The sequence below is a fragment of the Mesorhizobium sp. B2-4-13 genome (assembly GCF_006658535.1).
GTDB classification, from domain to species: domain Bacteria; phylum Pseudomonadota; class Alphaproteobacteria; order Rhizobiales; family Rhizobiaceae; genus Mesorhizobium; species Mesorhizobium australicum.
Genome location: NZ_VFVB01000002.1, coordinates 675,867 through 697,132 on the forward strand (window position 1 = coordinate 675,867; position 21,266 = coordinate 697,132).

Genomic DNA, 21,266 nt, shown 5'->3' on the forward strand with positions numbered 1-21,266 from the left:
ACGGCTTGGCAGGATAGCTTCCGCGCATCAGCAGGAGGCATTTCTTGATTATCGTAGTCGGTTCGATCAACCTCGACCTTATCGCTAATGTCGACCGCTTGCCGAGCCCCGGTGAGACGGTGAGCGGTTCCAGCTTCACGACGGCCCCCGGCGGCAAGGGCGCCAACCAGGCACTCGCCGCCGCGCGTGCCGGCGCTCAGGTGCGCATGGTCGGCGCCGTTGGCAAGGACAATTTCGCCCCCGAGGCACTGGCTTTGCTGCGCGAGGCCAAGGTCGACCTGTCGGGCGTGGGAGAGACCTTTGCCTCGACCGGCACGGCGCTGATCATGGTCGGCGATGACGGCGAAAACATTATCGCCGTGGTGCCCGGCGCCAACGCTTCCGTGGTGCCCGGCGACCTCTCCAAGGCTTTTCTGACAAAGGGCGACGTCGTGCTGCTGCAGCATGAAATTCCGCTCGCGACGGTCGATGCGGCCCTCGACCAGGCAAGGGCGGCCGGCGCGATCACTGTCCTCAACACGGCCCCTTTCCATGGCGGGGCAGCCGCCTTCCTCGGCAAGGCCGACTATGCGGTCGCGAACGAAACCGAATTCGACCTCTATGGCGAAGCCCTGGCCCTGAAAGGCCGCGATCGTGCGGCGCGCATGCGCGACTATGCCAGCAAGACTGGACGCATCATCGTCGTCACGCTCGGCGGCGACGGCGTGATGGCGGCAACGCCAAGCGAATTCCTGACCGTCCCTGCTTTGCAGATCACGCCGGTCGACACGGTCGGGGCCGGCGACACTTTCTGCGGCTATTTCGCCGCCGGCCTGTCGTCGGGCCTCACGCTCGAACAGGCATTGGCGCGTGCCGGCGCCGCCGGCTCGCTGGCTTGCCTCAAGCCCGGCGCCCAACCGGCGATCCCACTGGCCAAGGATGTCGACCAGGCGCTGCAAGAGGCCGGTTGAAATGATGCGTCCCCGCACGAAGCATGCCGTACCGGCGGCCAGCGACATCTGCCGCCTTTCGGCTGTCGAACTTGCCGGTGCGATCCGCCGGAAGAAACTCTCCGTGCGCGAGGTGGTGACGGCGTTCCTAGACCGCATCGACGCGGTCAATCCACTGGTCAACGCCATCGTCTCGTTACGCGACCGTGCCGACATACTGCGCGAGGCCGATGCCGCCGATATCAGGCGGACGGATGGCACCGGCGCGCTCTTTGGCCTCCCGATCGCCATCAAGGACCTTGCCTCGACCTCCGGCCTCAGGACCTCGTTCGGCTCGCCGATCTTCGCCGATTTCGTGCCGCGGGAAGACGATTTCTTCGTCGAACGCATCCGCGACGCCGGCGCCATCATCATCGGCAAGACCAACGTTCCCGAATTCGGGCTCGGCTCCAACACGTACAACAATGTTTTCGGGCCGACGCTGAACGCTTTCGATCCGGCGCTGACCGCCGGCGGCTCAAGCGGCGGAGCGGCGGTGGCGCTGGCACTCGACATGGTGCCCGTCGCCGATGGCAGCGACTTCGGCGGCTCGCTGCGCAACCCGGCGGCCTGGAACAATGTCTACGGTTTCCGGCCGTCACAGGGGCTCGTGCCCAGCGGTCCCGACTTCGAGGTCTTCCACGCGCAGATGGGCGTCGAGGGGCCGATGGGCCGCAACGTCGCCGACATGGCGCTCTTGCTCGACGTGCAGGCCGGCTACCATCCGCAGGCGCCTCTCTCCTATGAGAAGCAAGGCTCCTTCCTCGAAGGCCTGGCGACGGCGGCGACCGGTGGCCGTATCGCCTGGCTCGGCGATCTCGGCGGCCATCTGCCGATCGAGCCCGGCATCCTCGACTTATGCGAGGCAGCACTCGCACGGTTCACGGATGTATCTTTCCTGACCGAGCCCTTGCGACCGGATTTCGATTTCGAGGCACTCTGGCAGGCCTTCGTGACGCTGCGCCAGGCCAGCAGCGGCTGCGCTCTGAAAGTACACTATGACGACCCCGCCAGGCGTGGCCTGCTGAAGCCGGAAGCCGTATGGGAAGTGGAAAACGCGATGCGGCTGACGGCGCCGCAGATACGCGCGGCCTCGGTCGTCCGAACCTCCTGGTACCGCACGCTGCTGTCGATCTTCGACCGCTTCGACCTCATCGCGCTGCCGACCGCGCAGGTCTTTCCGTTCGATGTCGGCACCCATTGGCCGCGCGAGGTCGGGGGGCGGGCAATGGACAGCTATCATCGCTGGATGCAGGTTTCGGCCTTCGCCACCCTGGGCGGTTGCCCGGCGGTCAATGTTCCCGTCGGCTTCGACGACAGGGGCCGGCCGATGGGCATGCAGCTGGTCGGCAGGCCACGCGGCGACCTCGCCGTGCTGAAGGCCGCGGCTGCCTATGAGACGACGCTGCCCTGGCCCGCCGGAGCCTGAGCCAGACCGGCGCGCCGGCTTGCGTCGTCCTCGCCGTCATGCATTGATTGTTGCATGCTAGGCCGCGATAGCGGCATTGCGAGGAAAAATCATGTCGTTGGAACTCTACGCCGCCTATGTCCTTGCCTGCATCGTCATCATACTGGTGCCGGGACCGACGGTGACGCTGATCATCGCCAACAGCATCCGCCACGGCACTCGCGCCGGTCTCGCTAATGTCGCCGGCACGCAAGCCGGCCTAGCAGTCATGATCGTCATCGTCGGCATCGGCCTCAACACGCTGATTTCGGGCATGGGCCACTGGTTCGAGTGGGTCAGGCTGATCGGCGCGGCCTACCTGATCTGGATGGGCGTGCAGATGTTCCGCTCGAAGGGCACGCTGAACGCCGACGGAACCGCCCGCAAACCACGCGGCGGCTTCTTCCTGCAGGGCTTGGCCGTGGCGCTGAGCAATCCAAAGACGCTGATCTTCTTCGGCGCCTTCTTTCCGCAGTTCATCTCTCCCGCCGGCAACTACCCACTGCAGATCGTCATCATGGGCCTGACCGCCATGATCTTCGCCGCCATGTCGGACTCGACCTATGCGCTCGCCGCCGGCCGCGCCGGGCGCATGCTGTCAGCCAGCCGCATCAAGCTCCTATCGCGGATCAGCGGCAGCTTCATGGTCGGCGGCGGCCTGTGGCTGGCGTTTTCGAAGGCAAAGTAACGGCGAAAGCGCCTTCTCCATAAATTTTTGCGGAGACATATTGAAGAATTGTACGCTGCTGCACAACTCTTCACTATGCGCAAATCAAACGTTTCCTTTCGGGATCGCTTGCTTATTTGGCAATACGAGTACAGCGACGCAGTGATCGGCACCGCTTTCTTTTGCGCCTTTGCGCTGATGAAATCCATTGCGATTGTAGGGCTCCAGGCCAATCCGGTCGTCACCACTCAACGCGTGATGGCCGTGGTAGAATACATCAGAGTGAAACCTGTCAGCCCGTATGCCATGGTAGGTCACAATCTATACTACACCTACCACGTGCGCCTTGATGACGGCAACACGCGGATTTCGATCGACGACGACGTCGAGCGACCGCATCTTGTTGGCTCACTCGTTCCTATTGAACGTCAACACCACAAGCGCGGCGTCGACACCTATCGATTGCTCAATGGGTGACAACGCGCGCCGGTGACACTGCGCGCTTGTCGGCGATTCCAAACGTCAGTTAAGCCGCCCCAGCCTTTCCACCAGCAGCGCGAAAAACCCATCATGGTCGATGTCGCGCATCACCATGGCGTTCTTTTCCCTGGAGGTGACCCCCCACCAGTCGACCACGGTCATGCCCATGGTCAGTTCGGAGGCGGTTTCCACGGTGACGTTGCAATGGCGGCCTTTGAACAGGTCGGGCTTCAGGAGATAGGCGATGACGCAGGGGTCGTGCAGCGGCCCTCCATCCGTGCCGTATTTGCCTTCGTCATAGCGCTCGAAGAATTCCAACATCTCGGCGGCGGCGATGCCGACCTTGGTGCCGAGCTTGCGGAACGCCTCGATGCGCTTGGACGTGGTCAGCGCCTTGTGGGTGACATCGAGCGGCATCATCACGATCGGGATGCCGGACCGGAAGACGACGTCGGCGGCATGCGGATCGACATAGATGTTGAATTCGGCCGTGGGCGTGACGTTGCCGCCCTCGAAGAAGCCACCGCCCATCAGCACGATTTCCTTGATGCGCGGCGCAATCCGGGGCTCTCGGATCAGCGCCAGCGCAACATTGGTGAGCGGTCCGAGCGGGCAGAGCGTGATGGTGCCGCTCTCTTCCTTCATCAGCGTCTCGACGATGAAATCGACGGCATACTGGTCCTGCAGCTTCATTGTCGGTTCGGGCAAATCCGGTCCGTTCAAGCCGGTCTTGCCATGGACCTCCTCGGCCGTGACCAGTTCGCGCGCCAACGGACGGATGGCGCCGGCGTAGACCTTGATTTCGGGCCGGCCGGCCAGTTCGCAGATCTTGCGGGCGTTCTTTTCGGTGAGCTTCAGCGGCACGTTGCCGGCGACGGCCGATATGCCGGCGATCTCCAGTTCAGGACTGCCAAGCGCCAGCAGAATGGCGATGGCGTCGTCCTGGCCGGGATCGGTGTCGATGATGATCTTGCGTGGTTGGGGCATTTCAATTCCTTGTTTGGCTGGCCATCAGCTCACCGGGCCGGTCCTGCGCCCGAAAGACGCCAACCGGCTGCAAAGCTGCTGAACCGCTTGACGGGGGACGGTTCCGGCCTGCGCGCTTCTCCTTGCATCCGCGCGTCGATTCAAGCGCCATGTCGATTATTCCTGTGAGTCCACGATGATCCTGGGCTATTTCCGTGGGTCCGCGACATGGTCTCCTTGGGCGGGTCTTTTGGTGGCTTGAACTTGGTCGCGGGGCGGACCATATCAAGACCATCGGGAAAAATGCCATTTGGGTTTTTCCAGTTTATGTCGCTCTTGAGAGGACAGTGTAACATGAGCCGAATGACGCCTTTCTCCAGCCCGCTTCTCCTGGGTTTCGACGCCATGGAAAAGACCCTGGAGCGTCTGGCGAAGTCCGGTGACAGCTACCCTCCCTACAACATCGAGCGCCTGAGCGGTGCCGACGGCAAGGCCGAAAGGCTGCGCATTACACTCGCCGTCGCCGGGTTCGCCGAAAGCGATCTCGATGTGACAACGGAGGAAAACCAGTTGGTCGTGCGCGGTCGCCAGACCGACGATACCGAGCGCGAATTCCTTCATCGCGGCATTGCCGCACGCCAGTTCCAGCGCTGCTTCGTGCTGGCCGACGGCATGCGTGTGATCGCGGCGGAGCTGAAGAACGGCCTTTTGTCGATCGACCTTGATCGGCCGGAGTCGGAACGGCTGGTACGGAAAATAAACATATCGGTGAAAGACTGATCTTCACCGATGGCTCTCATGCGGGATGGCCTTGAGCGGCGTCCTCGCGCCAAGGAGGCTTGAAATGACCAGAACTGACGAAACCATCACCATGACCAGCGGCGAATTCGCCCATCTCGGCGAAGGCTCTGTCGCCTATCTGCGCAAGGTCTCGAGCGACGAACTGCTCGGCCGCTTCCCCAACATCGGTGAAATCGCGCCCGGCATGGAGCTGTGGGCCCTGTTTGGGGCCAATGGCCAGCCGATCCTGCTTTCCGACGCGCGTGACCGCGCGCTGGCCGGCGCCATGGAAAACGACCTGACCACCGTCGCCATTCATTAAAGACAATTGGTTGGCTGAACTGAAAAGGGCCGCTCATGGCGGCCCTTGGAGCAATATTTAAAAAGATGGCTTCAGGCCGCGTGCGAGGCCTGCGTATCCGACAAAAGCGCATGGATCGCCGCGGCGTCGCGCGTGCCCCTGACCTTGGCCACGGTGTCGGCGTCGCGCAGCACGCGCGCAATGCGCGACAGTGCCTTGAGATGATCGGCACCCGCCCCTTCGGGCGCCAGCAGCAGGAACACCAGATCGACCGGCTGGTCATCCAGTGATTCGAAATCGACCGGCGTCTCCAGCCGGGCGAAAACGCCGGCGATGCGCTTCACGCCGGCGAGCTTGCCGTGCGGGATGGCGATGCCGTTGCCGACGCCGGTCGAGCCCAGGCGCTCGCGCTGCAGGATGGTGTCGAACACCTCCCGTTCCGGAATGCCCGAAATCGTCGCTGCCCGCTCGGACAACAATTGCAGTAGCTGCTTCTTGGAGTTCGCCTTCAACGCCGGCAAAATCGCCGGAACGCTGATAAGATCGCTCAGATCCATGCTTGAAAATCCTTGTTCGCCTGCCGCGCCAGTCCCCACCCCTCGTGCGGCCGGCTTTTATCCCTGTGCGACTTTGGTCGTGGACGGATCGATCCAGCCGATGTTTCCGTCGGGCCGCCGATAGACGATGTTGAGATGGTCGGTTCCGGCATTGCGGAAAACAAGCACGGGACTGTCCTTGGTATCGAGTTCGATGACGGCCGAGGCCACCGACATGGTCTTCAACGTCATGGTCGATTCGGCGACGATGGCCGGTGCGAAATCCTCCGGGATTTCTTCATCGTCATCGGCCAGCGGTGCCATCACCGTGTAAGCGATGTCGGTCAACTCGCCGTTGCCATTGCCTGAATTGTGCGATTTCAGACGGCGCTTGTAACGCCGGAGCCGGGTCTCCAACCGATCGGCCGCGGCCTCGAAGGCGAGTGTCGGGTCCTGGGCGTCGCCGGTGGCCTGCAGCGAGGCGCCGGAATCCAGCCGGATCATGCAATCCGCGGAATAGCGCGAGCCCGATTTGATGACGGTGACATGCCCCGCGAAGCCGCGATCGAAATATTTGCCGATCGCTTCACCGACACGATCGTTGATGCGTGTACGGAACGCATCGCCGATATCCATGTGCTTTCCCGAAATGCGCAGATTCATCTGAAAACTGACCTTCCTTGCTCAGGCTTCAAACTGGCCCGAGTTTATACTCGTGATCCGTGCGCACAAGCTTTGCGGCGTCACTCGCGCCGATTTAAATCCGAACTTTCCGGTTGATCACAAGCCGCCTTCTTGACCGTCCCGGGTCATTGTCGTGACGGACCATCCGCTAGCGGGCATCAAGCCCGTCTCATGCGGGCGGGCTTCTAGCCACTTCACCGTGGCTTGTCAATGAAACTTGAAAGCTGTGGAAATCGTGAACGCCTAGCGGCCGGCGCTGGCGAGCGCCCGTTTCTCGCGCCGGCGCTGTACCGACGAGGGAATATTCATGCCTTCCCGGTACTTGGCGACCGTGCGCCGGGCGATATCGACGCCGCTTTCCCTGAGCATGTCGACAATAGCATCGTCCGACAGCACATCGACGGGCTTCTCCTCGTCGATCATTTGCTTGATGCGATCACGCACCGCTTCCGAGGAATGCGCATCGCCACCACCCGATGCCGCGATCGAGGCCGTGAAGAAATAGCGCAGCTCGAACACGCCGCGCGGGGTGAGCATGTATTTGTTGGCGGTCACCCGGCTGACCGTCGATTCGTGCATGCCGATGGCGTCTGCCACCGTGCGCAGGTTGAGTGGCTTCAGCTGGCGCACGCCATGGACCAGGAAGGCGTCCTGCTGGCGCACGATTTCCGAGGCCACTTTGAGGATCGTCTTGGCCCGCTGGTCGAGGCTCCGTGTCAGCCAGTTGGCGTTCTGCAGGCACTCGGCCAGGAAGTCCTTTTCCGCCTGGTTCTTCGCGTGCGGCGACACCTGGGCGAAATAGATGTGGTCGACGAGCACGCGCGGCAGCGTTTCGGCATTGAGTTCGACGGTCCAGCTGCCGTCATTGGCCGCCCGCACCTCGACATCGGCGACGATCGCATCGCTGGCGCCGCCAGAAAACGCCATGCCCGGCCGCGGGTCGAGCGCCCGGATTTCGGCCAGCATGTCCAGCAAATCCTCCTCGTCGACGCCGCAGAGCCGCTTCAGCGTCTGGAAATCGCGGCGCGCCAGCAGTTCGAGATTGGCGACCAGGGCCTTCATGGCCGGATCGAGACGGTCACGCACGGCAAGCTGCAGCGAAAGGCATTCCGCGAGGTCGCGGGCAAACAGGCCGGCCGGCTCGAAGGTTTGGCACACCGCCAACACCTCGCCCACCGCCATCTCGTCGGTGCCAAGCCGCGCGGCGATCTCCGCCAGATCGGCCCTGACATAGCCGGTCTCGTCGAGCCCATCGGCAAGTTCTCCGGCGATCAGCCGCGCGACGGGATCGATGAAGGCGAGCGCGACTTGCTCGCCGACATGGTCGCGCAGCGTGATCCCGCTCGCAGCCATGTCGCCGGCGTCGAGCCCCTCGGACGAGGAGCTTCCACTGCCCGAAGCCGATTTCCATTGCGCCGTCAGGTCGGGGCCCAACCGCTCACTGGTGCCGGGATCGTCGGGAAACAGGTTTTCCAGGGACGTATCGAGCTTTTCCGAGATGGCTTCGGCACTCCATCCCGCCTCGTTCTCGAACCAGTCGCCATCGGCGGCCGCTTGCGGCTCTACGTCGAGCTTCTGCGCCTGGTCGCTCGCGGCATCATCCTGCGGCTCGGCGCGCTCCAGAAGCGGGTTGCGCTCGATCTCCTCGTCGATGAAGTGCTCTAACTCGGTATGGGTGAACTGCAGCAGCCGAATCGACTGCATCAGCTGCGGCGTCATCACCAGCGACTGCGACTGTCGGAGCTGTAGTTTGGCCGCCAATGCCATGGTTCGGTTTCAAACGCCTCCTCTACGCGTCCCCAACTTCCGGAAATCAATTTCACGGCCGGCCATAGAAACTGGCCCGGCTTTTGCCTGTCAAGGCAAAGCCTAGCAAAACCCGCTTACCGGAGCGTTATCCCGGAGCAAAATCGCGGAAAACAGGTCGCCGGCGCGTAAAAAATCGTATCAGGAAACAAATTTCACGCTCAGAGCGTAAAACCCTCGCCGAGATAAAGCCGCCGCACGTCGGGATTTGCCACCACTTCGTCGGCGCGGCCATGAGTGAGCACCTGGCCGGCGTGGATGATGTAGGCGCGGTCGATCAGGCCGAGCGTCTCACGCACATTGTGGTCGGTGATGAGGACCCCGATGCCGCGCGCCGTCAGGTGACGCACCAATTGCTGAATATCGGCGACGGCGATCGGATCGATGCCGGCGAAGGGCTCGTCGAGCAGCATGTAGGCCGGGCGCGTCGCCAGCGCGCGCGCGATTTCCAGGCGCCGCCTTTCGCCGCCCGAGAGCGACATGGATGGCGCCTTGCGCAGATGGCTGATGTGAAATTCCTCAAGCAGTTCGTCGAGGTTGCGCTCGCGGACCTTGCGATCCTTTTCGACCACTTCGAGCACGGCGCGGATGTTCTGCTCGACATTGAGCCCGCGAAAGATCGAGGCCTCCTGAGGCAGATAGCCGATGCCGAGGCGCGCGCGACGATACATCGGCATCGAGGTGACGTCGAAGCCGTCGATCTCGATCGAGCCTTCATCCACCGGCACCAGGCCGGTGACCATGTAGAAACAGGTCGTCTTGCCGGCGCCGTTGGGGCCGAGCAGCCCGACGGCCTCGCCTGCGCGCACGCCCAGCGTGACGCCGCTGACGACCTTGCGGCCCTTGTAGCTCTTGGTCAGACCCTTGGCGATCAAGGTTCCCTTGAACTTCGCCTTGTCGACCGTGGCCGGCGCCGAAAGCTTGCCTGCGGCCCGTCCCGGAAGACGCGCCGTCAGCGACGACAGGCTGACCATCAGGGGTTCGTCGCTCCCGATTTCGGCGGCGGTGTGATCGACATCTGCACACGCTGCCCAGCACATGGATCGACCTGGGCCAGCCCGGTTTTCATCTGCACGGTGAGCTTGCAGCCGACCAGCACATTGTCGTTTTGCGAAAGGACGACCTTTTTGCCCGAAAGCACCAGCACCTGGCTCTTCATGTCGAAACTGCCCTGATCGCCGGTCGCGACCTGCTGATCCGACTTGATGTAGACCTTGTCGGAGATCTCCAGGTGATCGATGTTGGCCGAGCCGGTCATGGCTGCCGCCCCGGCGGCTTCGGCGCCCTTGGCGCCCGCATTGGGGTCCTTGACGTAGTAGACCATCATCTTGCCGGCCTTCATCAGCGTCGGCCCCTGGACGACGGTGACATTGCCGGTGAAGATCGCGACGCTGTCGGCCTGGTGGACTTCCAGCTTGTCGCTTTCGATCTGGATCGGCTTGTCGCCGGCCAGTTTGAGACCCGACACCTGGCTGGCCGCTCCCGACTGCGCCAGCGACGGCGCCAGGCTGAGCAGGAACAGCGCCGAAGTTGCGGCCGCAAGCCGTGTCGAACTATTGAGCCACATTCGCTTCTTCGCCCTTTGCCTCAGCCGCCTTCAGAACGGCGGGATCGATGTTGACACGAACCTTGTTCTCGAACACCAGGATCTTGCCATTGTCCTGGACCGACATCGAATCCGCCGTGATCTGCGACCCGCCACGGCTGACATCGACCGGATCATCCGTCTTCATAGTGCCTTTGCCCATGTCGAGGAAGACCGATTTGAACTTGGCCTGGAGGCCGTCGGTCGTGGTGATGGTGACGTCGCTGTTCAGCTTCATCGTATTGCCGTCGCGATCGTAGGTACCGCGCGAGGCTTTTACCGCCGCGACGTTGTCGGGAGCGATCGGCACCTTGGCGTCGATGCCCTCGAGCTCGATGATGCCTTGCGTGCTCACATCCTGTATGGCGCGCAGCGCCGTCATCGAATAGGGCTGCTTCTGCTTGGTGAAACCATTGAGTTTGGGATTGGCCATCACCAGCTTACCGTTCGAGAAGGCGGTGCCTTCGGCCTGCACCGCGACGGAAACGGGCGCGGCGAGGTAGGAATAGACTGGGAAGGCGACGGCGATCAATGCCGCGGCCAAGGGCACGGCGAATTTGAGTACGCGCACGCGGCGTGAATGACGCTGGGCGCGGTCGAAAGCTTCGCCCCGCGTCCAGTCATCCGCCGGGGGAGCCAACTCCGTCTCCGGGCTGGTCGGTTCATTCGGTCGCGCTAACATGACTGCTTTCTTCTAAAACCCTGCCCCGGGAGCACCGCCTATAGGTGGGACGCCAGCGCCCTCGCGCAAGCACAAGCCGACGAAAACCGCAAAAATGTGACAGCTGCCGTGCACAAACGAAACCCGGGTCAGCGCAACAGCCAGTGCTTCATAGCAGAAATAGACGCCCTTGCGTCTTTTTTCACCACCGAAGTTCTTCCCACTTACCTTGCGTCGCCCGCACAGGCCAGTCACAAAACAGACAACACGGACCGCCGCGCGCGGATTGCCGCGCCATGTGCGGGACGGAACTGCTTCCCGATCAAGACATCATGGTCTAAAAGCGTCTCTTCCCGATGACTGTGAGGCTGACGATGGCATTGAGAGCCGACGACCTGATCGACCGCCGCCGCTTGCGGCGCAAGCTGACTTTCTGGCGTGTCGCGGCCTTCGGCATCGTGGCGCTCGGGGTGATTGCGGTGTCGGCCTGGTTCTATGGCGACGATTTCGGCGGCTCCGCCGTCGACCACATCGCCAAGGTCAGGATCGAAGGCACCATCACCGAGGACGACGAACTGATCAAGCGGCTGGAGGCTATCCGCCAGTCGCCGAAAGTAAAAGGCGTGATCCTTGTGGTCGATTCTCCTGGCGGCACCACCGTCGGCGGGGAATCGATCTACGAGGAGGTGCGCAAGCTGGCCGCCGACAAGCCTGTCGTGGCCGAGGTCGGCACGCTCGCCGCGTCGGCGGGTTACATGATCGCCAGTGCCGCCGACCATATTGTCGCCCGCAAGACCTCGATCGTCGGCTCGATCGGGGTGCTGATCCAGTATCCCGACGTAAGCGGCCTGATGGACAAGCTCGGCGTCAAGCTGGAGGAGGTCAAGTCCTCGCCGCTGAAAGCCTCACCTTCGCCCTTCAAGCCGACCAATGACGACGAGCGCGCCATGGTCCGCAAGCTCATTCTGGACAGCTACGACTGGTTCGTCGGCATCGTCGCCGAACGTCGCAAGATGACCCACGAACAGGCGCTGGCGCTGGCCGACGGTTCGATCTTCACTGGCCGCCAGGGTGTTGCCAACGGGCTGATCGACGCCGTCGGCGGCGAGTCCGTGGCGATCGACTGGCTGGCGACCAAGGGTGTCGATGCCAAGCTCAAGGTGGTCGAGTGGAAGGACACGGAACGGCGCGGCGGTTTCCTGTTCTCGAAGGCAATGGCACGCACGATCGCCGGCGCGCTCGGTCTGCCGGACTCCGGCGGCGACGTGATCCATGAACTTGGCGCCGACCGCTTGTTTCTTGACGGTCTCGTTTCCGTCTGGCACCCTTGAGACGCGTTGGGACAGCTAAAAAAGCAAATAAAATCATCCTGATAATTTTGGCCGAACTGCTTTCACGGGGACCCGTCTGATGATCAAGTCCGAGCTTGTGCAGATTATTGCCACGCGCAATCCGCATCTTTTCCTGCGCGACGTCGAAAACATCGTCGGCGCGATCTTCGATGAAATCACCGACGCGCTTGCCGAGGGCAACCGGGTCGAATTGCGCGGTTTCGGCGCTTTTTCGGTGAAGAACCGACCTGCCCGCACCGGCCGCAACCCGCGCACCGGCGAATCCGTCGAGGTCGAGGAGAAATGGGTGCCGTTCTTCAAGACCGGCAAGGAGTTGCGTGAAAGGCTGAACGGCGGCAAGTAGGCGCGTCAGCGCCGGACGGCCTTATCGGCCCGCTTGCGACGGAAAACATCATGCTCAATCGCTTCATGCTCATCGTGGTCTTCGTGCCCCTGGCGATCATCCTGATCGCTTTGGCCGTCGCCAACCGCGAACTCGTCGCCTTCACGCTGGACCCCTTCAATCCCGGAAATCCGAAGCTGACACTCACCTTGCCGCTGTTCATCTTCCTGTTCCTGGCGCTCGCCATCGGCATGGTCGTCGGCAGCCTGGCGACATGGGTGAAGCAGGGCCACTACCGCAAACTGGCTCGCCAGCGCGGTGTCGAGGCCGAAAACCTGCGCCAGGCAGTCAGCCGCACGCCCTCGGTGCCGCAGGCATCAGCCCAAGCACCGGCCCAAGGGTCGGCGTTGCCGAAGCCGACCAATTGAGCCGCAGGTCGGCGCGTTTCTTTTCGCGGAGCTTTTCATGCTGACCATTTCGGCCGCGGAGGTCGATCGTGCGCTGACCTTTCCTGGACTGGTCGAGACATTGCGCACGGCATTTCGCGAGGGCGCGGTGCAGCCGGTCAGGCATCATCACGCGGTCGAAAGGCCAGACGGCGCGGCGTCGACCTTGCTGCTGATGCCCGCATGGACCGATTTTCACGCCGCGGGCCGTTCCGCCGGCGGCCATATCGGCGTCAAGATCGTCACCGTCTCGCCCGACAACAACGCCGTCGGCAAGCCCGCCGTGATGGGGCTCTATCTCTTGCTCGATGGCAGCACCGGCGAGCCGGAAGCCCTGATCGACGGCCAGCGGCTGACGCAGTGGCGCACGGCGTGCGCCTCGGCGCTGGCGGCGTCCTATCTCGCCCGCGACGATGCCTCGCGGCTGCTCGTGGTCGGCGCCGGCGCGCTGTCGCCCTTCCTGGCCAAGGCGCACAGCGCCGTGCGGCCAATCAAGACCATCCGCATCTGGAACCGCACCCCGGCCAACGCCGAGAAAGTCGCGGCCGATCTGCGCGCCGAGGGCTTCGCGGCCAGCGCCGCGACCGATCTCGATGCCGAGCTTGGCCAGGCCGACATCGTCTCCTCGGCGACAATCACCACCACGCCGCTGATCAAGGGCACGTTGCTGCGGCCGGGAACCCATGTCGACCTGGTCGGCGGCTTTACGCCTGCGATGCGCGAAAGCGATGACGACGCGGTCATGCGCGCCCGCGTCTATGTCGACACCCGCGCCGGCGCCACCAAGGAAGCCGGCGACATCGTCCAGCCACTGGCCTCAGGCGTGCTGAAACCACAAGCCATCGTCGCCGACCTGCACGAACTGGCGCGCGGCCAAAAGGAAGGTCGCGGCAGCCCGGACGAGATTACGCTGTTCAAGTCGGTCGGTGCCGCGCTGGAGGACTTGGCCGCCGGCATTGCCGTCTACAAGGCGCTCAGGGGCTAGTCGAAGCGAGTTTGGCGCCCATCGTCTCCGCGATCAAAGCGAAATCTGCCACGCTGATCGGGAACAAGCCAAAGCGCAACGGGTAACCCCAGTTCGATTTGCCTGAGGTGAACTCCAGCCTCTCAAGCAATGGCTTGATCGGCGTTTCCTGTGCCTGCGCCCAGTCGACATCGCGACGGAACGGCGTGAAGCCGCCGCCCATGTCGCCTTGATAGGGGTCTCCTTCCCGCACCATGCCGATCGCCGTGAACGCCTGCAGACCGTCTTTCTCCCCCAAAACCGTGGTCGGCGAATAATAGACGATGCCATCACCGGGCCTGACGCGGCGCAGCGGTGCCGCCTTGCCATGGTTGACCTGCATGAAGCCGCCCTTGCGGCCGCGCCGGACATGTTCGGCCGACGCCACGGCGATCCAATACGCGCTCATTTCTGCTCCTAATTGGCCAGTTATCCGTCGGCCAACGCTTGCCCGCTAATCGGCCCGCAGTGCCGGAGCGCCAAACGATAGGGCTGGGGCCGCGGCAATGGCAAGTGCGGCCGTTCGGAACGGCTTCGGCCCGGAACCGTTGTTGCGTCATGCGACTATATGGCTTCCTGCTGTTCTGGTCTGTCTTGGCCACCATGATCGCTGCGCTCAGCCTCGGGCCGTCCTTCGCCCATGTCCTGGAATCGGTGCCCCGGCTCACCCGATGGTCCCCGGCGCTTTGGCGCGAGGCCACCGTTATCAACGGCCAGTTCCTGCTCTTCGCAATCATTGGCGCGCCGCTGGATGTCGCGGCAATCATCTGCCCGGGACTGCTGGCGTGGCTGCTGCGCCAAGATCGGTCGGCGTTCTGGTTCGCACTCGCCGCCACCTTGCTCTATGCGCTATCCCTCGTACTTTGGTTCGTTCTCGTCAAACCGGCCAATAAAGTTCTCGCCACCTGGGTGCCAGGGCCGATTCCAGACAATTTCGACGCCATACGGCTGCGCTGGGAAACCGGCCACATGGCCGTCACGGCGGCCAAGGCTGCCGGCTTCGTTTCGCTGGTTGTCGCACTGCTCTCGATCGGGCGTGGCGGCTAAGCCATCCGCAAGCCGCAATTGCCCCAATCGTTGCTATCGCAATGTCGCGCGGGTTTGTTGCGCCGATGGGCATAGCTGTGGCAGAAGCGGGCCGAACCGCCGGAGAAGCTGTCTCTTGAAGTCTTTTCGCGACAAACGCCGCGACGGCCGCCCGCACCAGCCGGGTAAAGGCGAAGCCGCGCAATCGCGTCCACCGGAAGGTCGCGGCGTGGCCAGGCCGGAGGTCAGGCCGCGGCAAGACCTGAAGCCGGACCAGCCCGCACCGAAATCCACGCCCCGCAACCTTGCCCGTCGCGGCGGCGTCCTGCCCGCTGAGCAACTTCCGGTAATCCTCGAAGTGGCACCCAACGCGGATTACGCGCTGCTCGACAGCGGCGCTGGACAAAAGCTTGAACAATATGGACCCTATCGCATCGTGCGGCCCGAGGGCCAGGCGATCTGGCAGAAGGCTCTGCCGGCCAAGGACTGGGAGCGTGCCGACGCGATCTTCACCGGCGACACCGACGAGGAAGGCATCGGCCGCTGGCGTTTTCCCAGGACGCCGCTCGGCGAAACCTGGCCGATGAAGCATGACGGCATCGACTATCTCGGCCGCTTCACCTCGTTTCGCCATGTCGGCGTCTTTCCCGAGCAGGCGTCGCACTGGGACCATATGGCCGGGCTGATCGCGGCCGCCAGGCGGCCAGTCAAGGTACTCAACCTGTTCGGCTATACCGGCCTTGCCTCGCTGGTGGCGGCGCGCGCCGGCGCTGAGGTCACCCATGTCGACGCCTCGAAGAAGGCGATCGGCTGGGCTCGCGAAAACCAGGAGATATCCGGACTTGGCGGCAAGCCGATCCGCTGGATCGTCGACGACGCGGTCAAGTTCGCCGAGCGCGAGGAGCGTCGCGGCAGCCGCTACGACATCATCCTGTTCGATCCGCCGGCCTATGGCCGCGGCCCCAAGGGCGAGGTCTGGCAATTGTTCGAAGATCTTCCCGATCTGACGGACCTCTGTCGCTCGATCCTGACCCCAAGACCGCTTGCCGTGGTGCTGACCGCCTATTCGATCCGTGCCTCCTTCTTCGCCATCCACGCTCTGGTGCGCGACACCTTCGCCGGCATGGGCGGCAAGGTTGAATCGGGTGAGCTGATTATCCGTGAAAAGTCCGCCGGCCGGGCGCTTTCGACGTCACTGTTTTCGCGTTGGGTGGCCTGACATGAACGAACGGCATGCCGGCGCGCCCGGTCAGGTGAAGGAAGTCACCAGCCTTGCCAATCCGCTGGTCAAGGACATCAAGGCACTTGCCTTGAAGAAATTCCGCGACCAGCAGAACGCCTTCATGGCCGAGGGGCTGAAGCTGGTCATCGATGCGCTCGACTTGGGCTGGCAGATCAGGACGTTGGTCTTCGCCAAGGCCGGACGCGGCAACGCGGCCGTGGAAAAGGTCGCGGCACGCACCGTCGCCGCCGGCGGCACCGTGCTCGAAGTATCGGAAAAAGTGCTTGTCGCCATCACCCGCCGCGACAATCCGCAAATGGTGGTCGGCGTCTTCTCGCAGAAATTCCTGGCCCTGAAGGACATCCGTGCCGACAATGGCGATGTCTGGGTGGCGCTCGACCGGGTGCGCGATCCCGGCAATCTCGGCACCGTCATCCGCACCGTCGATGCCGTCGGCGCCAAGGGCGTCATCCTGGTCGGCGACACCACCGATCCGTTTTCGGTGGAAACGGTGCGCGCCACCATGGGGTCGATCTTCGCCATACCGGTGGCCAAGGCAACGACGGAGGCATTCCTTGCCTGGCGCGGCGGCTTTTCAGGGCTGGTTGCCGGCACGCATCTGAAAGGCGCGGTCGACTACCGCTCGGTGGATTTTTCCCGCGGGCCGGTGCTGCTGATGATGGGCAATGAGCAGCAGGGCCTGCCCGAAAGCCTGGCGGCAAGCTGCGACAGGCTGCTCAGGATTCCGCAGGCGGGCCGTGCCGATTCGCTCAATCTCGCGGTCGCCACCGGCATCATGCTGTTCGAGATCCGGCGCGGCGCGCTGAAGCTCGAACCAATTTCGGACCAGCAATGAGGGTTGCCCAATCGTGAAATCATGGTCTCCCTACGCGCTGCTCGTCATGGTGGCCATCGCGCTCGACCAGTGGATAAAGACACTGGTCGAAGCCGGACTGCCCTTCCAGGAAAAGCTCGACCTCCTGCCCTTCCTGGCGCTGTTCCGCACCTACAACACCGGCATCGCCTTCTCGATGTTCTCCTCCTTCGGCGACATCGGCCTGGTTGTCATCGCGGTGCTGGTCGTCGCTTTCGTGCTTTACCTCGCCACGCGCACGCCATCGGGCCATGTCATCGCCCGCACCGGCTTTGCCCTGATCATCGGCGGCGCGCTGGGCAATCTGATCGACCGCGCCGTCTACGGCCACGTCATCGATTACATCCTGTTCCACACGCCGGTCTGGTCCTTCGCCGTCTTCAACCTTGCCGATGCCTTCATTTCGGTGGGCGCGGCCCTGGTCGTCTTCGACGAACTCATCGGCTGGCGGCGTGAACCCGCGCCTCCGAACGCCAAGCCTTCCGAGGATTGACCCCGCGCGGCCATCGCCGCACAGTCACGCCGAGCAAGTTCGGGGAGAAAAAGATGACCGAAACCTTCAAAGCCATCCTCGTTTCGCGCGATGCCGAGAAAAAACAGTCGGTCGCCGTGACCGATCTCATCGACGCCGATCTGATGGAGGGCGACGTCACCATCGCGGTCGAGGCAACGACGGTGAACTACAAGGATGGACTGGCGATATCGGGCAAGGCGCCGGTGATCCGTCGATGGCCGCTGGTGCCGGGCATCGACCTTGCCGGCACCGTCATCTCCTCTTCCAATCCCGACTGGCGCAAGGGCGACAAGGTCATCCTGAACGGCTGGGGCGTTGGCGAAACCCATTTCGGCGCCTATGCCGGGCGCGCCCGCGTCAAGGGCGACTGGCTGGTGCCCCTGCCGGAAGGCATGAGCGCGCATGATGCCATGGCGGTCGGCACCGCCGGCTACACGGCCATGCTCTGCGTCATGGCGCTGGAGCGGCACGGCATCCTGCCTGAGCGCGGACCTGTCGTGGTGACGGGTGCTGCCGGCGGCGTCGGTTCGGTCGCGGTCTCGATCCTGTCCAGCCTCGGCTACCATGTCATCGCGTCGACCGGCCGCAACGCCGAAAGCCCCTACCTGATCAACCTCGGCGCCGCCGAGGTGATATCGCGCGACGAGCTCAACCAGCCCGCCAAGCCGTTGGCCAAGGAGCGCTGGGCCGGCGGCATCGATTCGGTCGGCAGCCACACGCTGGCCAATGTGCTGTCGATGACCTCCTATGGCGGCGCGGTCGCGGCCTGCGGCCTGGCCGGCGGCATGGATCTTCCGTCGAGTGTCGCCCCCTTCATCCTGCGCGGCGTCTCCCTGCTCGGCATCGATTCGGTGATGGCGCCGAAAGCCGTGCGCCTCGAGGCCTGGCGGCGCATCGGCTCCGATCTCGATGTGGACAAGCTCGCCAGCCTGTCCACGACCATCGGCTTCGACGGCATCATCGGTGCGGCACACGACATCGTCGACGGCAAGATCCGCGGCCGCGTCGTCGTCGACATGTGACCCGGTTCAGGGGTGGCAGGCGCCGGGCGGAATTGCCACATTGGCTGGCAAATCCGTCGCCGCCGGGCCAAAAACGCCCGATCCGCTAAAATTCGAACGATCCCCCGCAATTTTCCATAATCTCTGTCTGGCAAAGGATTTCGCATGATCGCGGAATCCGACAGCCAACAGGCCGACGCCGGCGACGACATCGATGCGGCATCGGCGCAACCGCCGGTATCGGCGCGGCGGTTTATCGCCGCGCCGCCGCTGGTCCCTGATCAGCAACCGGCCAAGCGCGAAGGCCTGCCGATCCTGACCTTCGTTGCCGTCATGCTGCTGGCCGGCCTCTCATCCCTGACCGGGGCGCCAGTCTTCATTAGCCTTGCCTTGCTGGGAACCGGCCTTGCTGGCCTGGCCATGCATCTGCGCGCCAGACGCAGCGTACGCCGCACCGCGGTCCTGCTCGACGAAATCACCGCCCGCAACCGCGCCGAGATCGAGACGCTGGCCGACCGCATGTGGGAGATGCAGGAAAGCGAGGAGCGCTTTCGCGGTCTCATCGACGCGCTCGGCGATCTCGTCATCCATCGCGACCGCGACGGCTACATCGTCTACGCCAACAAGGTGTTCGCCGACCTCGTCGAAACCGATCCGCGCGATCTTGCCGGCAAGACGTTGGCCGAACTCGGCATCGAGGTCGGTATCGTTCCCGATGCGGCTTTCTCGGATCATGAATGCCTGAGTTCCACCGACGTCGCCATCCGCACGCCGACGGGCCCGCGCTGGTTCTCCTGGATCGAGCTGTCGGTGCGCGAAAAGGACAGCGGTGCCGTTTCGCATCGCGCCATCGCCCGCGACATCACAGCACGCAAGCGCGCAGAGTCGTCCATGATCACCGCGCGCGAGCGGGCCGAATTCGCGAGCCAGGCCAAGTCGCGCTTCCTCGCCACCGTCAGCCATGAGATCCGCACGCCGATGAACGGCATCATGGGCATGGCCAGGCTGCTCGCCGACACCAGCCTTTCGCCGGAGCAGCAGACCTATGTCGGCGCCATCTCGACCTCGGCCAGCGCCTTGCTTGCCCTGATCGAGGACTTGCTCGATTATTCCAAGATCGAGGCCGGACGCTTCGATCCCGAACCGCAGCCCATGTCGGTGCGCGAGATCGCCGACAACATCATCGAATTGATGGCCGCGCGCGCCTTCGCCAAGAGCATTGGCCTTGGCTGCCATGTCGAACCGGATGTGCCGCAATTGATCACCGCCGATCCGGGCCGGGTCAGGCAGGTGCTGCTCAACCTCATCGGCAACGCCATCAAGTTCACCGACAGTGGCGGCGTGCTGGTCAGCGTCGCGCGCGCCCGAACCGAGACCAGCGACCGCATCTGCTTCACCATCGCCGATACCGGTCCCGGCCTGCGCGACGAGGACATGGAGCGCATCTTCGAGGAGTTTGAGCAGGCCGACGGCACCTCGACACGCACGCATGGCGGTGCTGGACTGGGACTTGCCATCTCCAAGCGCCTGGTGGCCGCCATGGGCGGCACGATTTCGGTTTCCAGCCGGCTTGGCCAGGGATCGGAATTCGTCTTCGAGATTCCCGCCACATCAGCCACCGAGCCGCCGCAGGGCCGGTTGAACGCGCTTGCCGGGCGACGCGCCGTGATCGTATCCAAGAACACCGTCGAGGCCGATGCCATCGCCCGCACCATCCGCTCCAATGGCGGCGCGGCCGGCATCGCCACCACCGTGGCTCAGGCCGCATCCTTTGCCGACGGCTGCGACGTGCTCCTGGTCGACGCGGCCATGGAAGAGAGTGACGGAAGGCTGCTCAAGCGGCTTCGCCAGCATGGGTTTTCCGATTGCGAAGCCGTCACGCTGATCGCACCCACCGACCGCGGCATGCTGGGCGAGTTTCGTGCCAGCGGCTACGCGACTTTCCTTGCCCGGCCAGTGCGCGGAGGAACACTTTTGCGTGTCCTTTTGAGCAGCCACGCACCGGTCCTGGCCCAGCCGCAGCCGGAAAAACGCCGCGCGCCGGCGCTTCGTGCCTCAGGCGAACGCCAGCAGGGCCTGTCCGTGCTGATCGCCGAGGACAACGACATCAATGCCATGCTGGCCCGCGCGACGCTGTTGAAGGCCGGGCATCGCGTCAAGGTGGTCGGCAATGGCAAGGCCGCCGTCGAGGCGGTCACTGGTGCCGGCCACAAGCACCGCTTCGACGTGGTGCTGATGGATCTTCACATGCCCGTCATGGACGGACTGGACGCCATTGCCGCGATCCGCCGCCATGAAGAGGAGGCCTCCGTGCCGCCGGTGCCGATCATGGTGCTGTCGGCCGACAGCCAGGAAAAGACCCGCCATGCGGTGCTCGCCCACGGCGCCAGCGGCTTCGTCACCAAGCCGCTCGACCCCGATGCGCTGGTCAGTGCCGTCGAGGGCCAGGTCGCCGCTTGAGCCAGCTTTTTCCGGGGTGCGTGGCTGGTCAAGGCCGCCAAAAACCAGCCCATTTTCGGCGCCCGCGAACGCGACGCGCCTGGGGTCTTGTGACGCAACGTAGCCGGTTGACCGTTTTCGCCAGCCGACGAAGTATTGCCCGCGACGCCGTATCACGGTACTGTC

24 protein-coding genes are annotated in these 21,266 nt (G+C 63.8%); 16 read left to right on the top strand and 8 right to left on the bottom strand.

Annotated features, from left to right (window positions below):
* The first annotated feature begins 44 nt into the window (after nt 1–44).
* From FJ936_RS07400 to FJ936_RS07415, 4 genes are all read left to right on the top strand, one after another.
* Nucleotides 45–950, top strand: coding sequence for a ribokinase (locus FJ936_RS07400; RefSeq protein ID WP_140787913.1), 906 nt, complete (start codon nt 45–47; stop codon nt 948–950).
* Nucleotide 951: 1 nt separating this feature from the next.
* Nucleotides 952–2,397 (top strand): amidase, encoded by a 1,446-nt coding sequence (locus FJ936_RS07405; protein ID WP_140787911.1) that lies wholly within the window; start codon nt 952–954, stop codon nt 2,395–2,397.
* 91 nt (nt 2,398–2,488) lie between these two features.
* Nucleotides 2,489–3,103 carry a LysE family translocator gene (locus FJ936_RS07410; RefSeq protein WP_140661711.1) on the top strand — a complete coding sequence of 205 codons (615 nt, stop codon included), beginning with the start codon at nt 2,489–2,491 and terminating at the stop codon, nt 3,101–3,103.
* A gap of 48 nt (nt 3,104–3,151) precedes the next feature.
* On the top strand, nt 3,152–3,559 hold the full coding sequence (locus FJ936_RS07415; protein WP_181171072.1) for a hypothetical protein: 408 nt from the start codon (nt 3,152–3,154) through the stop codon (nt 3,557–3,559).
* A gap of 45 nt (nt 3,560–3,604) precedes the next feature.
* Here FJ936_RS07415 and FJ936_RS07420 read toward each other — a convergent pair whose 3' ends face one another.
* Nucleotides 3,605–4,549, bottom strand: coding sequence for a nucleoside hydrolase (locus tag FJ936_RS07420; RefSeq protein WP_015315722.1), 945 nt, complete (start codon nt 4,547–4,549; stop codon nt 3,605–3,607).
* A gap of 333 nt (nt 4,550–4,882) precedes the next feature.
* Between FJ936_RS07420 and FJ936_RS07425 the strand changes: the two genes are divergently transcribed.
* Nucleotides 4,883–5,308 (top strand): Hsp20 family protein, encoded by a 426-nt coding sequence (locus FJ936_RS07425; RefSeq protein ID WP_013893014.1) that lies wholly within the window; start codon nt 4,883–4,885, stop codon nt 5,306–5,308.
* 64 nt (nt 5,309–5,372) lie between these two features.
* Entirely contained in the window at nt 5,373–5,630 is a 258-nt protein-coding gene (locus FJ936_RS07430) for a DUF1150 family protein (RefSeq protein WP_015315721.1), read from the top strand.
* Between the two features lie 71 nt (nt 5,631–5,701).
* Here FJ936_RS07430 and ptsN read toward each other — a convergent pair whose 3' ends face one another.
* The 6 genes from ptsN to lptC form a co-directional block, all read right to left on the bottom strand.
* Complete coding sequence (ptsN, locus tag FJ936_RS07435) at nt 5,702–6,166, bottom strand: PTS IIA-like nitrogen regulatory protein PtsN (protein WP_015315720.1); 465 nt, start codon at nt 6,164–6,166, stop codon at nt 5,702–5,704.
* Nucleotides 6,167–6,223: 57 nt separating this feature from the next.
* On the bottom strand, nt 6,224–6,808 hold the full coding sequence (gene raiA, locus FJ936_RS07440) for a ribosome-associated translation inhibitor RaiA (RefSeq protein WP_015315719.1): 585 nt from the start codon (nt 6,806–6,808) through the stop codon (nt 6,224–6,226).
* Between the two features lie 264 nt (nt 6,809–7,072).
* Entirely contained in the window at nt 7,073–8,596 is a 1,524-nt protein-coding gene (gene rpoN, locus FJ936_RS07445) for an RNA polymerase factor sigma-54 (protein WP_140787909.1), read from the bottom strand.
* A 200-nt stretch (nt 8,597–8,796) separates the two neighbouring features.
* Nucleotides 8,797–9,609: an LPS export ABC transporter ATP-binding protein gene (gene lptB, locus FJ936_RS07450; protein WP_140787907.1), complete on the bottom strand. Its 813-nt coding sequence runs from the start codon at nt 9,607–9,609 to the stop codon at nt 8,797–8,799.
* Nucleotides 9,609–10,202 (bottom strand): LptA/OstA family protein, encoded by a 594-nt coding sequence (locus FJ936_RS07455; RefSeq protein ID WP_140618869.1) that lies wholly within the window; start codon nt 10,200–10,202, stop codon nt 9,609–9,611. The genes lptB and FJ936_RS07455 overlap by 1 nt, the downstream gene beginning before the upstream one ends.
* Nucleotides 10,189–10,902 carry an LPS export ABC transporter periplasmic protein LptC gene (gene lptC, locus FJ936_RS07460; RefSeq protein ID WP_140787905.1) on the bottom strand — a complete coding sequence of 238 codons (714 nt, stop codon included), beginning with the start codon at nt 10,900–10,902 and terminating at the stop codon, nt 10,189–10,191. The genes FJ936_RS07455 and lptC overlap by 14 nt, the downstream gene beginning before the upstream one ends.
* A 353-nt stretch (nt 10,903–11,255) precedes the next feature.
* Between lptC and sppA the strand changes: the two genes are divergently transcribed.
* The 4 genes from sppA to FJ936_RS07480 all read left to right on the top strand — a co-directional run bounded on the left by sppA (nt 11,256) and on the right by FJ936_RS07480 (nt 13,986).
* Nucleotides 11,256–12,212 (top strand): signal peptide peptidase SppA, encoded by a 957-nt coding sequence (gene sppA, locus FJ936_RS07465; RefSeq protein WP_140713206.1) that lies wholly within the window; start codon nt 11,256–11,258, stop codon nt 12,210–12,212.
* A gap of 79 nt (nt 12,213–12,291) precedes the next feature.
* Nucleotides 12,292–12,576: an integration host factor subunit beta gene (locus FJ936_RS07470; RefSeq protein WP_006200394.1), complete on the top strand. Its 285-nt coding sequence runs from the start codon at nt 12,292–12,294 to the stop codon at nt 12,574–12,576.
* A 50-nt stretch (nt 12,577–12,626) separates the two neighbouring features.
* Nucleotides 12,627–12,983, top strand: a complete 357-nt coding sequence (locus FJ936_RS07475; protein ID WP_015315713.1) for a hypothetical protein — start codon at nt 12,627–12,629, stop codon at nt 12,981–12,983.
* 37 nt (nt 12,984–13,020) lie between these two features.
* A complete protein-coding gene (locus FJ936_RS07480) occupies nt 13,021–13,986 on the top strand; it encodes an ornithine cyclodeaminase family protein (RefSeq protein ID WP_140787903.1) in 966 nt (321 codons plus the stop codon).
* Here FJ936_RS07480 and FJ936_RS07485 read toward each other — a convergent pair.
* Entirely contained in the window at nt 13,976–14,413 is a 438-nt protein-coding gene (locus FJ936_RS07485) for an EVE domain-containing protein (protein WP_140721160.1), read from the bottom strand. The genes FJ936_RS07480 and FJ936_RS07485 overlap by 11 nt on opposite strands.
* 149 nt (nt 14,414–14,562) lie before the next feature.
* Between FJ936_RS07485 and FJ936_RS07490 the strand changes: the two genes are divergently transcribed.
* The 6 genes from FJ936_RS07490 to FJ936_RS07515 all read left to right on the top strand — a co-directional run bounded on the left by FJ936_RS07490 (nt 14,563) and on the right by FJ936_RS07515 (nt 21,101).
* The gene (locus FJ936_RS07490) at nt 14,563–15,051 is read left to right on the top strand and encodes a DUF1772 domain-containing protein (protein WP_140787901.1); all 489 of its coding nucleotides are present in this window, start codon (nt 14,563–14,565) and stop codon (nt 15,049–15,051) included.
* Nucleotides 15,052–15,166: 115 nt separating this feature from the next.
* Entirely contained in the window at nt 15,167–16,249 is a 1,083-nt protein-coding gene (locus FJ936_RS07495) for a class I SAM-dependent rRNA methyltransferase (protein ID WP_140787899.1), read from the top strand.
* A gap of 1 nt (nt 16,250) precedes the next feature.
* A complete protein-coding gene (locus tag FJ936_RS07500; RefSeq protein ID WP_015315708.1) occupies nt 16,251–17,108 on the top strand; it encodes an RNA methyltransferase in 858 nt (285 codons plus the stop codon).
* Nucleotides 17,109–17,121: 13 nt separating this feature from the next.
* Nucleotides 17,122–17,619 carry a signal peptidase II gene (gene lspA / locus FJ936_RS07505; RefSeq protein ID WP_141906309.1) on the top strand — a complete coding sequence of 166 codons (498 nt, stop codon included), beginning with the start codon at nt 17,122–17,124 and terminating at the stop codon, nt 17,617–17,619.
* A gap of 53 nt (nt 17,620–17,672) precedes the next feature.
* Nucleotides 17,673–18,662 (top strand): MDR family oxidoreductase, encoded by a 990-nt coding sequence (locus tag FJ936_RS07510; RefSeq protein ID WP_140787895.1) that lies wholly within the window; start codon nt 17,673–17,675, stop codon nt 18,660–18,662.
* Between the two features lie 144 nt (nt 18,663–18,806).
* Nucleotides 18,807–21,101, top strand: a complete 2,295-nt coding sequence (locus FJ936_RS07515; RefSeq protein WP_141906310.1) for a PAS domain-containing hybrid sensor histidine kinase/response regulator — start codon at nt 18,807–18,809, stop codon at nt 21,099–21,101.
* Nucleotides 21,102–21,266 lie beyond the last annotated feature (165 nt).

What these genes read in the sequence shown, in the direction of transcription:
- FJ936_RS07405 (WP_140787911.1), top strand. Translation starts at nt 952, where the DNA reads ATGATGCGTCCCCGCACGAAGCATGCCGTACCGGCGGCCAGCGACATC.
- FJ936_RS07410 (WP_140661711.1), top strand. Translation starts at nt 2,489, where the DNA reads ATGTCGTTGGAACTCTACGCCGCCTATGTCCTTGCCTGCATCGTCATC.
- FJ936_RS07420 (WP_015315722.1), bottom strand. Translation starts at nt 4,549, where the DNA reads ATGCCCCAACCACGCAAGATCATCATCGACACCGATCCCGGCCAGGAC.
- FJ936_RS07425 (WP_013893014.1), top strand. Translation starts at nt 4,883, where the DNA reads ATGAGCCGAATGACGCCTTTCTCCAGCCCGCTTCTCCTGGGTTTCGAC.
- FJ936_RS07430 (WP_015315721.1), top strand. Translation starts at nt 5,373, where the DNA reads ATGACCAGAACTGACGAAACCATCACCATGACCAGCGGCGAATTCGCC.
- ptsN (WP_015315720.1), bottom strand. Translation starts at nt 6,166, where the DNA reads ATGGATCTGAGCGATCTTATCAGCGTTCCGGCGATTTTGCCGGCGTTG.
- raiA (WP_015315719.1), bottom strand. Translation starts at nt 6,808, where the DNA reads ATGAATCTGCGCATTTCGGGAAAGCACATGGATATCGGCGATGCGTTC.
- rpoN (WP_140787909.1), bottom strand. Translation starts at nt 8,596, where the DNA reads ATGGCATTGGCGGCCAAACTACAGCTCCGACAGTCGCAGTCGCTGGTG.
- lptB (WP_140787907.1), bottom strand. Translation starts at nt 9,609, where the DNA reads ATGGTCAGCCTGTCGTCGCTGACGGCGCGTCTTCCGGGACGGGCCGCA.
- FJ936_RS07455 (WP_140618869.1), bottom strand. Translation starts at nt 10,202, where the DNA reads ATGTGGCTCAATAGTTCGACACGGCTTGCGGCCGCAACTTCGGCGCTG.
- lptC (WP_140787905.1), bottom strand. Translation starts at nt 10,902, where the DNA reads ATGTTAGCGCGACCGAATGAACCGACCAGCCCGGAGACGGAGTTGGCT.
- sppA (WP_140713206.1), top strand. Translation starts at nt 11,256, where the DNA reads ATGGCATTGAGAGCCGACGACCTGATCGACCGCCGCCGCTTGCGGCGC.
- FJ936_RS07470 (WP_006200394.1), top strand. Translation starts at nt 12,292, where the DNA reads ATGATCAAGTCCGAGCTTGTGCAGATTATTGCCACGCGCAATCCGCAT.
- FJ936_RS07475 (WP_015315713.1), top strand. Translation starts at nt 12,627, where the DNA reads ATGCTCAATCGCTTCATGCTCATCGTGGTCTTCGTGCCCCTGGCGATC.
- FJ936_RS07480 (WP_140787903.1), top strand. Translation starts at nt 13,021, where the DNA reads ATGCTGACCATTTCGGCCGCGGAGGTCGATCGTGCGCTGACCTTTCCT.
- FJ936_RS07485 (WP_140721160.1), bottom strand. Translation starts at nt 14,413, where the DNA reads ATGAGCGCGTATTGGATCGCCGTGGCGTCGGCCGAACATGTCCGGCGC.
- FJ936_RS07490 (WP_140787901.1), top strand. Translation starts at nt 14,563, where the DNA reads ATGCGACTATATGGCTTCCTGCTGTTCTGGTCTGTCTTGGCCACCATG.
- FJ936_RS07500 (WP_015315708.1), top strand. Translation starts at nt 16,251, where the DNA reads ATGAACGAACGGCATGCCGGCGCGCCCGGTCAGGTGAAGGAAGTCACC.
- FJ936_RS07510 (WP_140787895.1), top strand. Translation starts at nt 17,673, where the DNA reads ATGACCGAAACCTTCAAAGCCATCCTCGTTTCGCGCGATGCCGAGAAA.
- FJ936_RS07515 (WP_141906310.1), top strand. Translation starts at nt 18,807, where the DNA reads ATGATCGCGGAATCCGACAGCCAACAGGCCGACGCCGGCGACGACATC.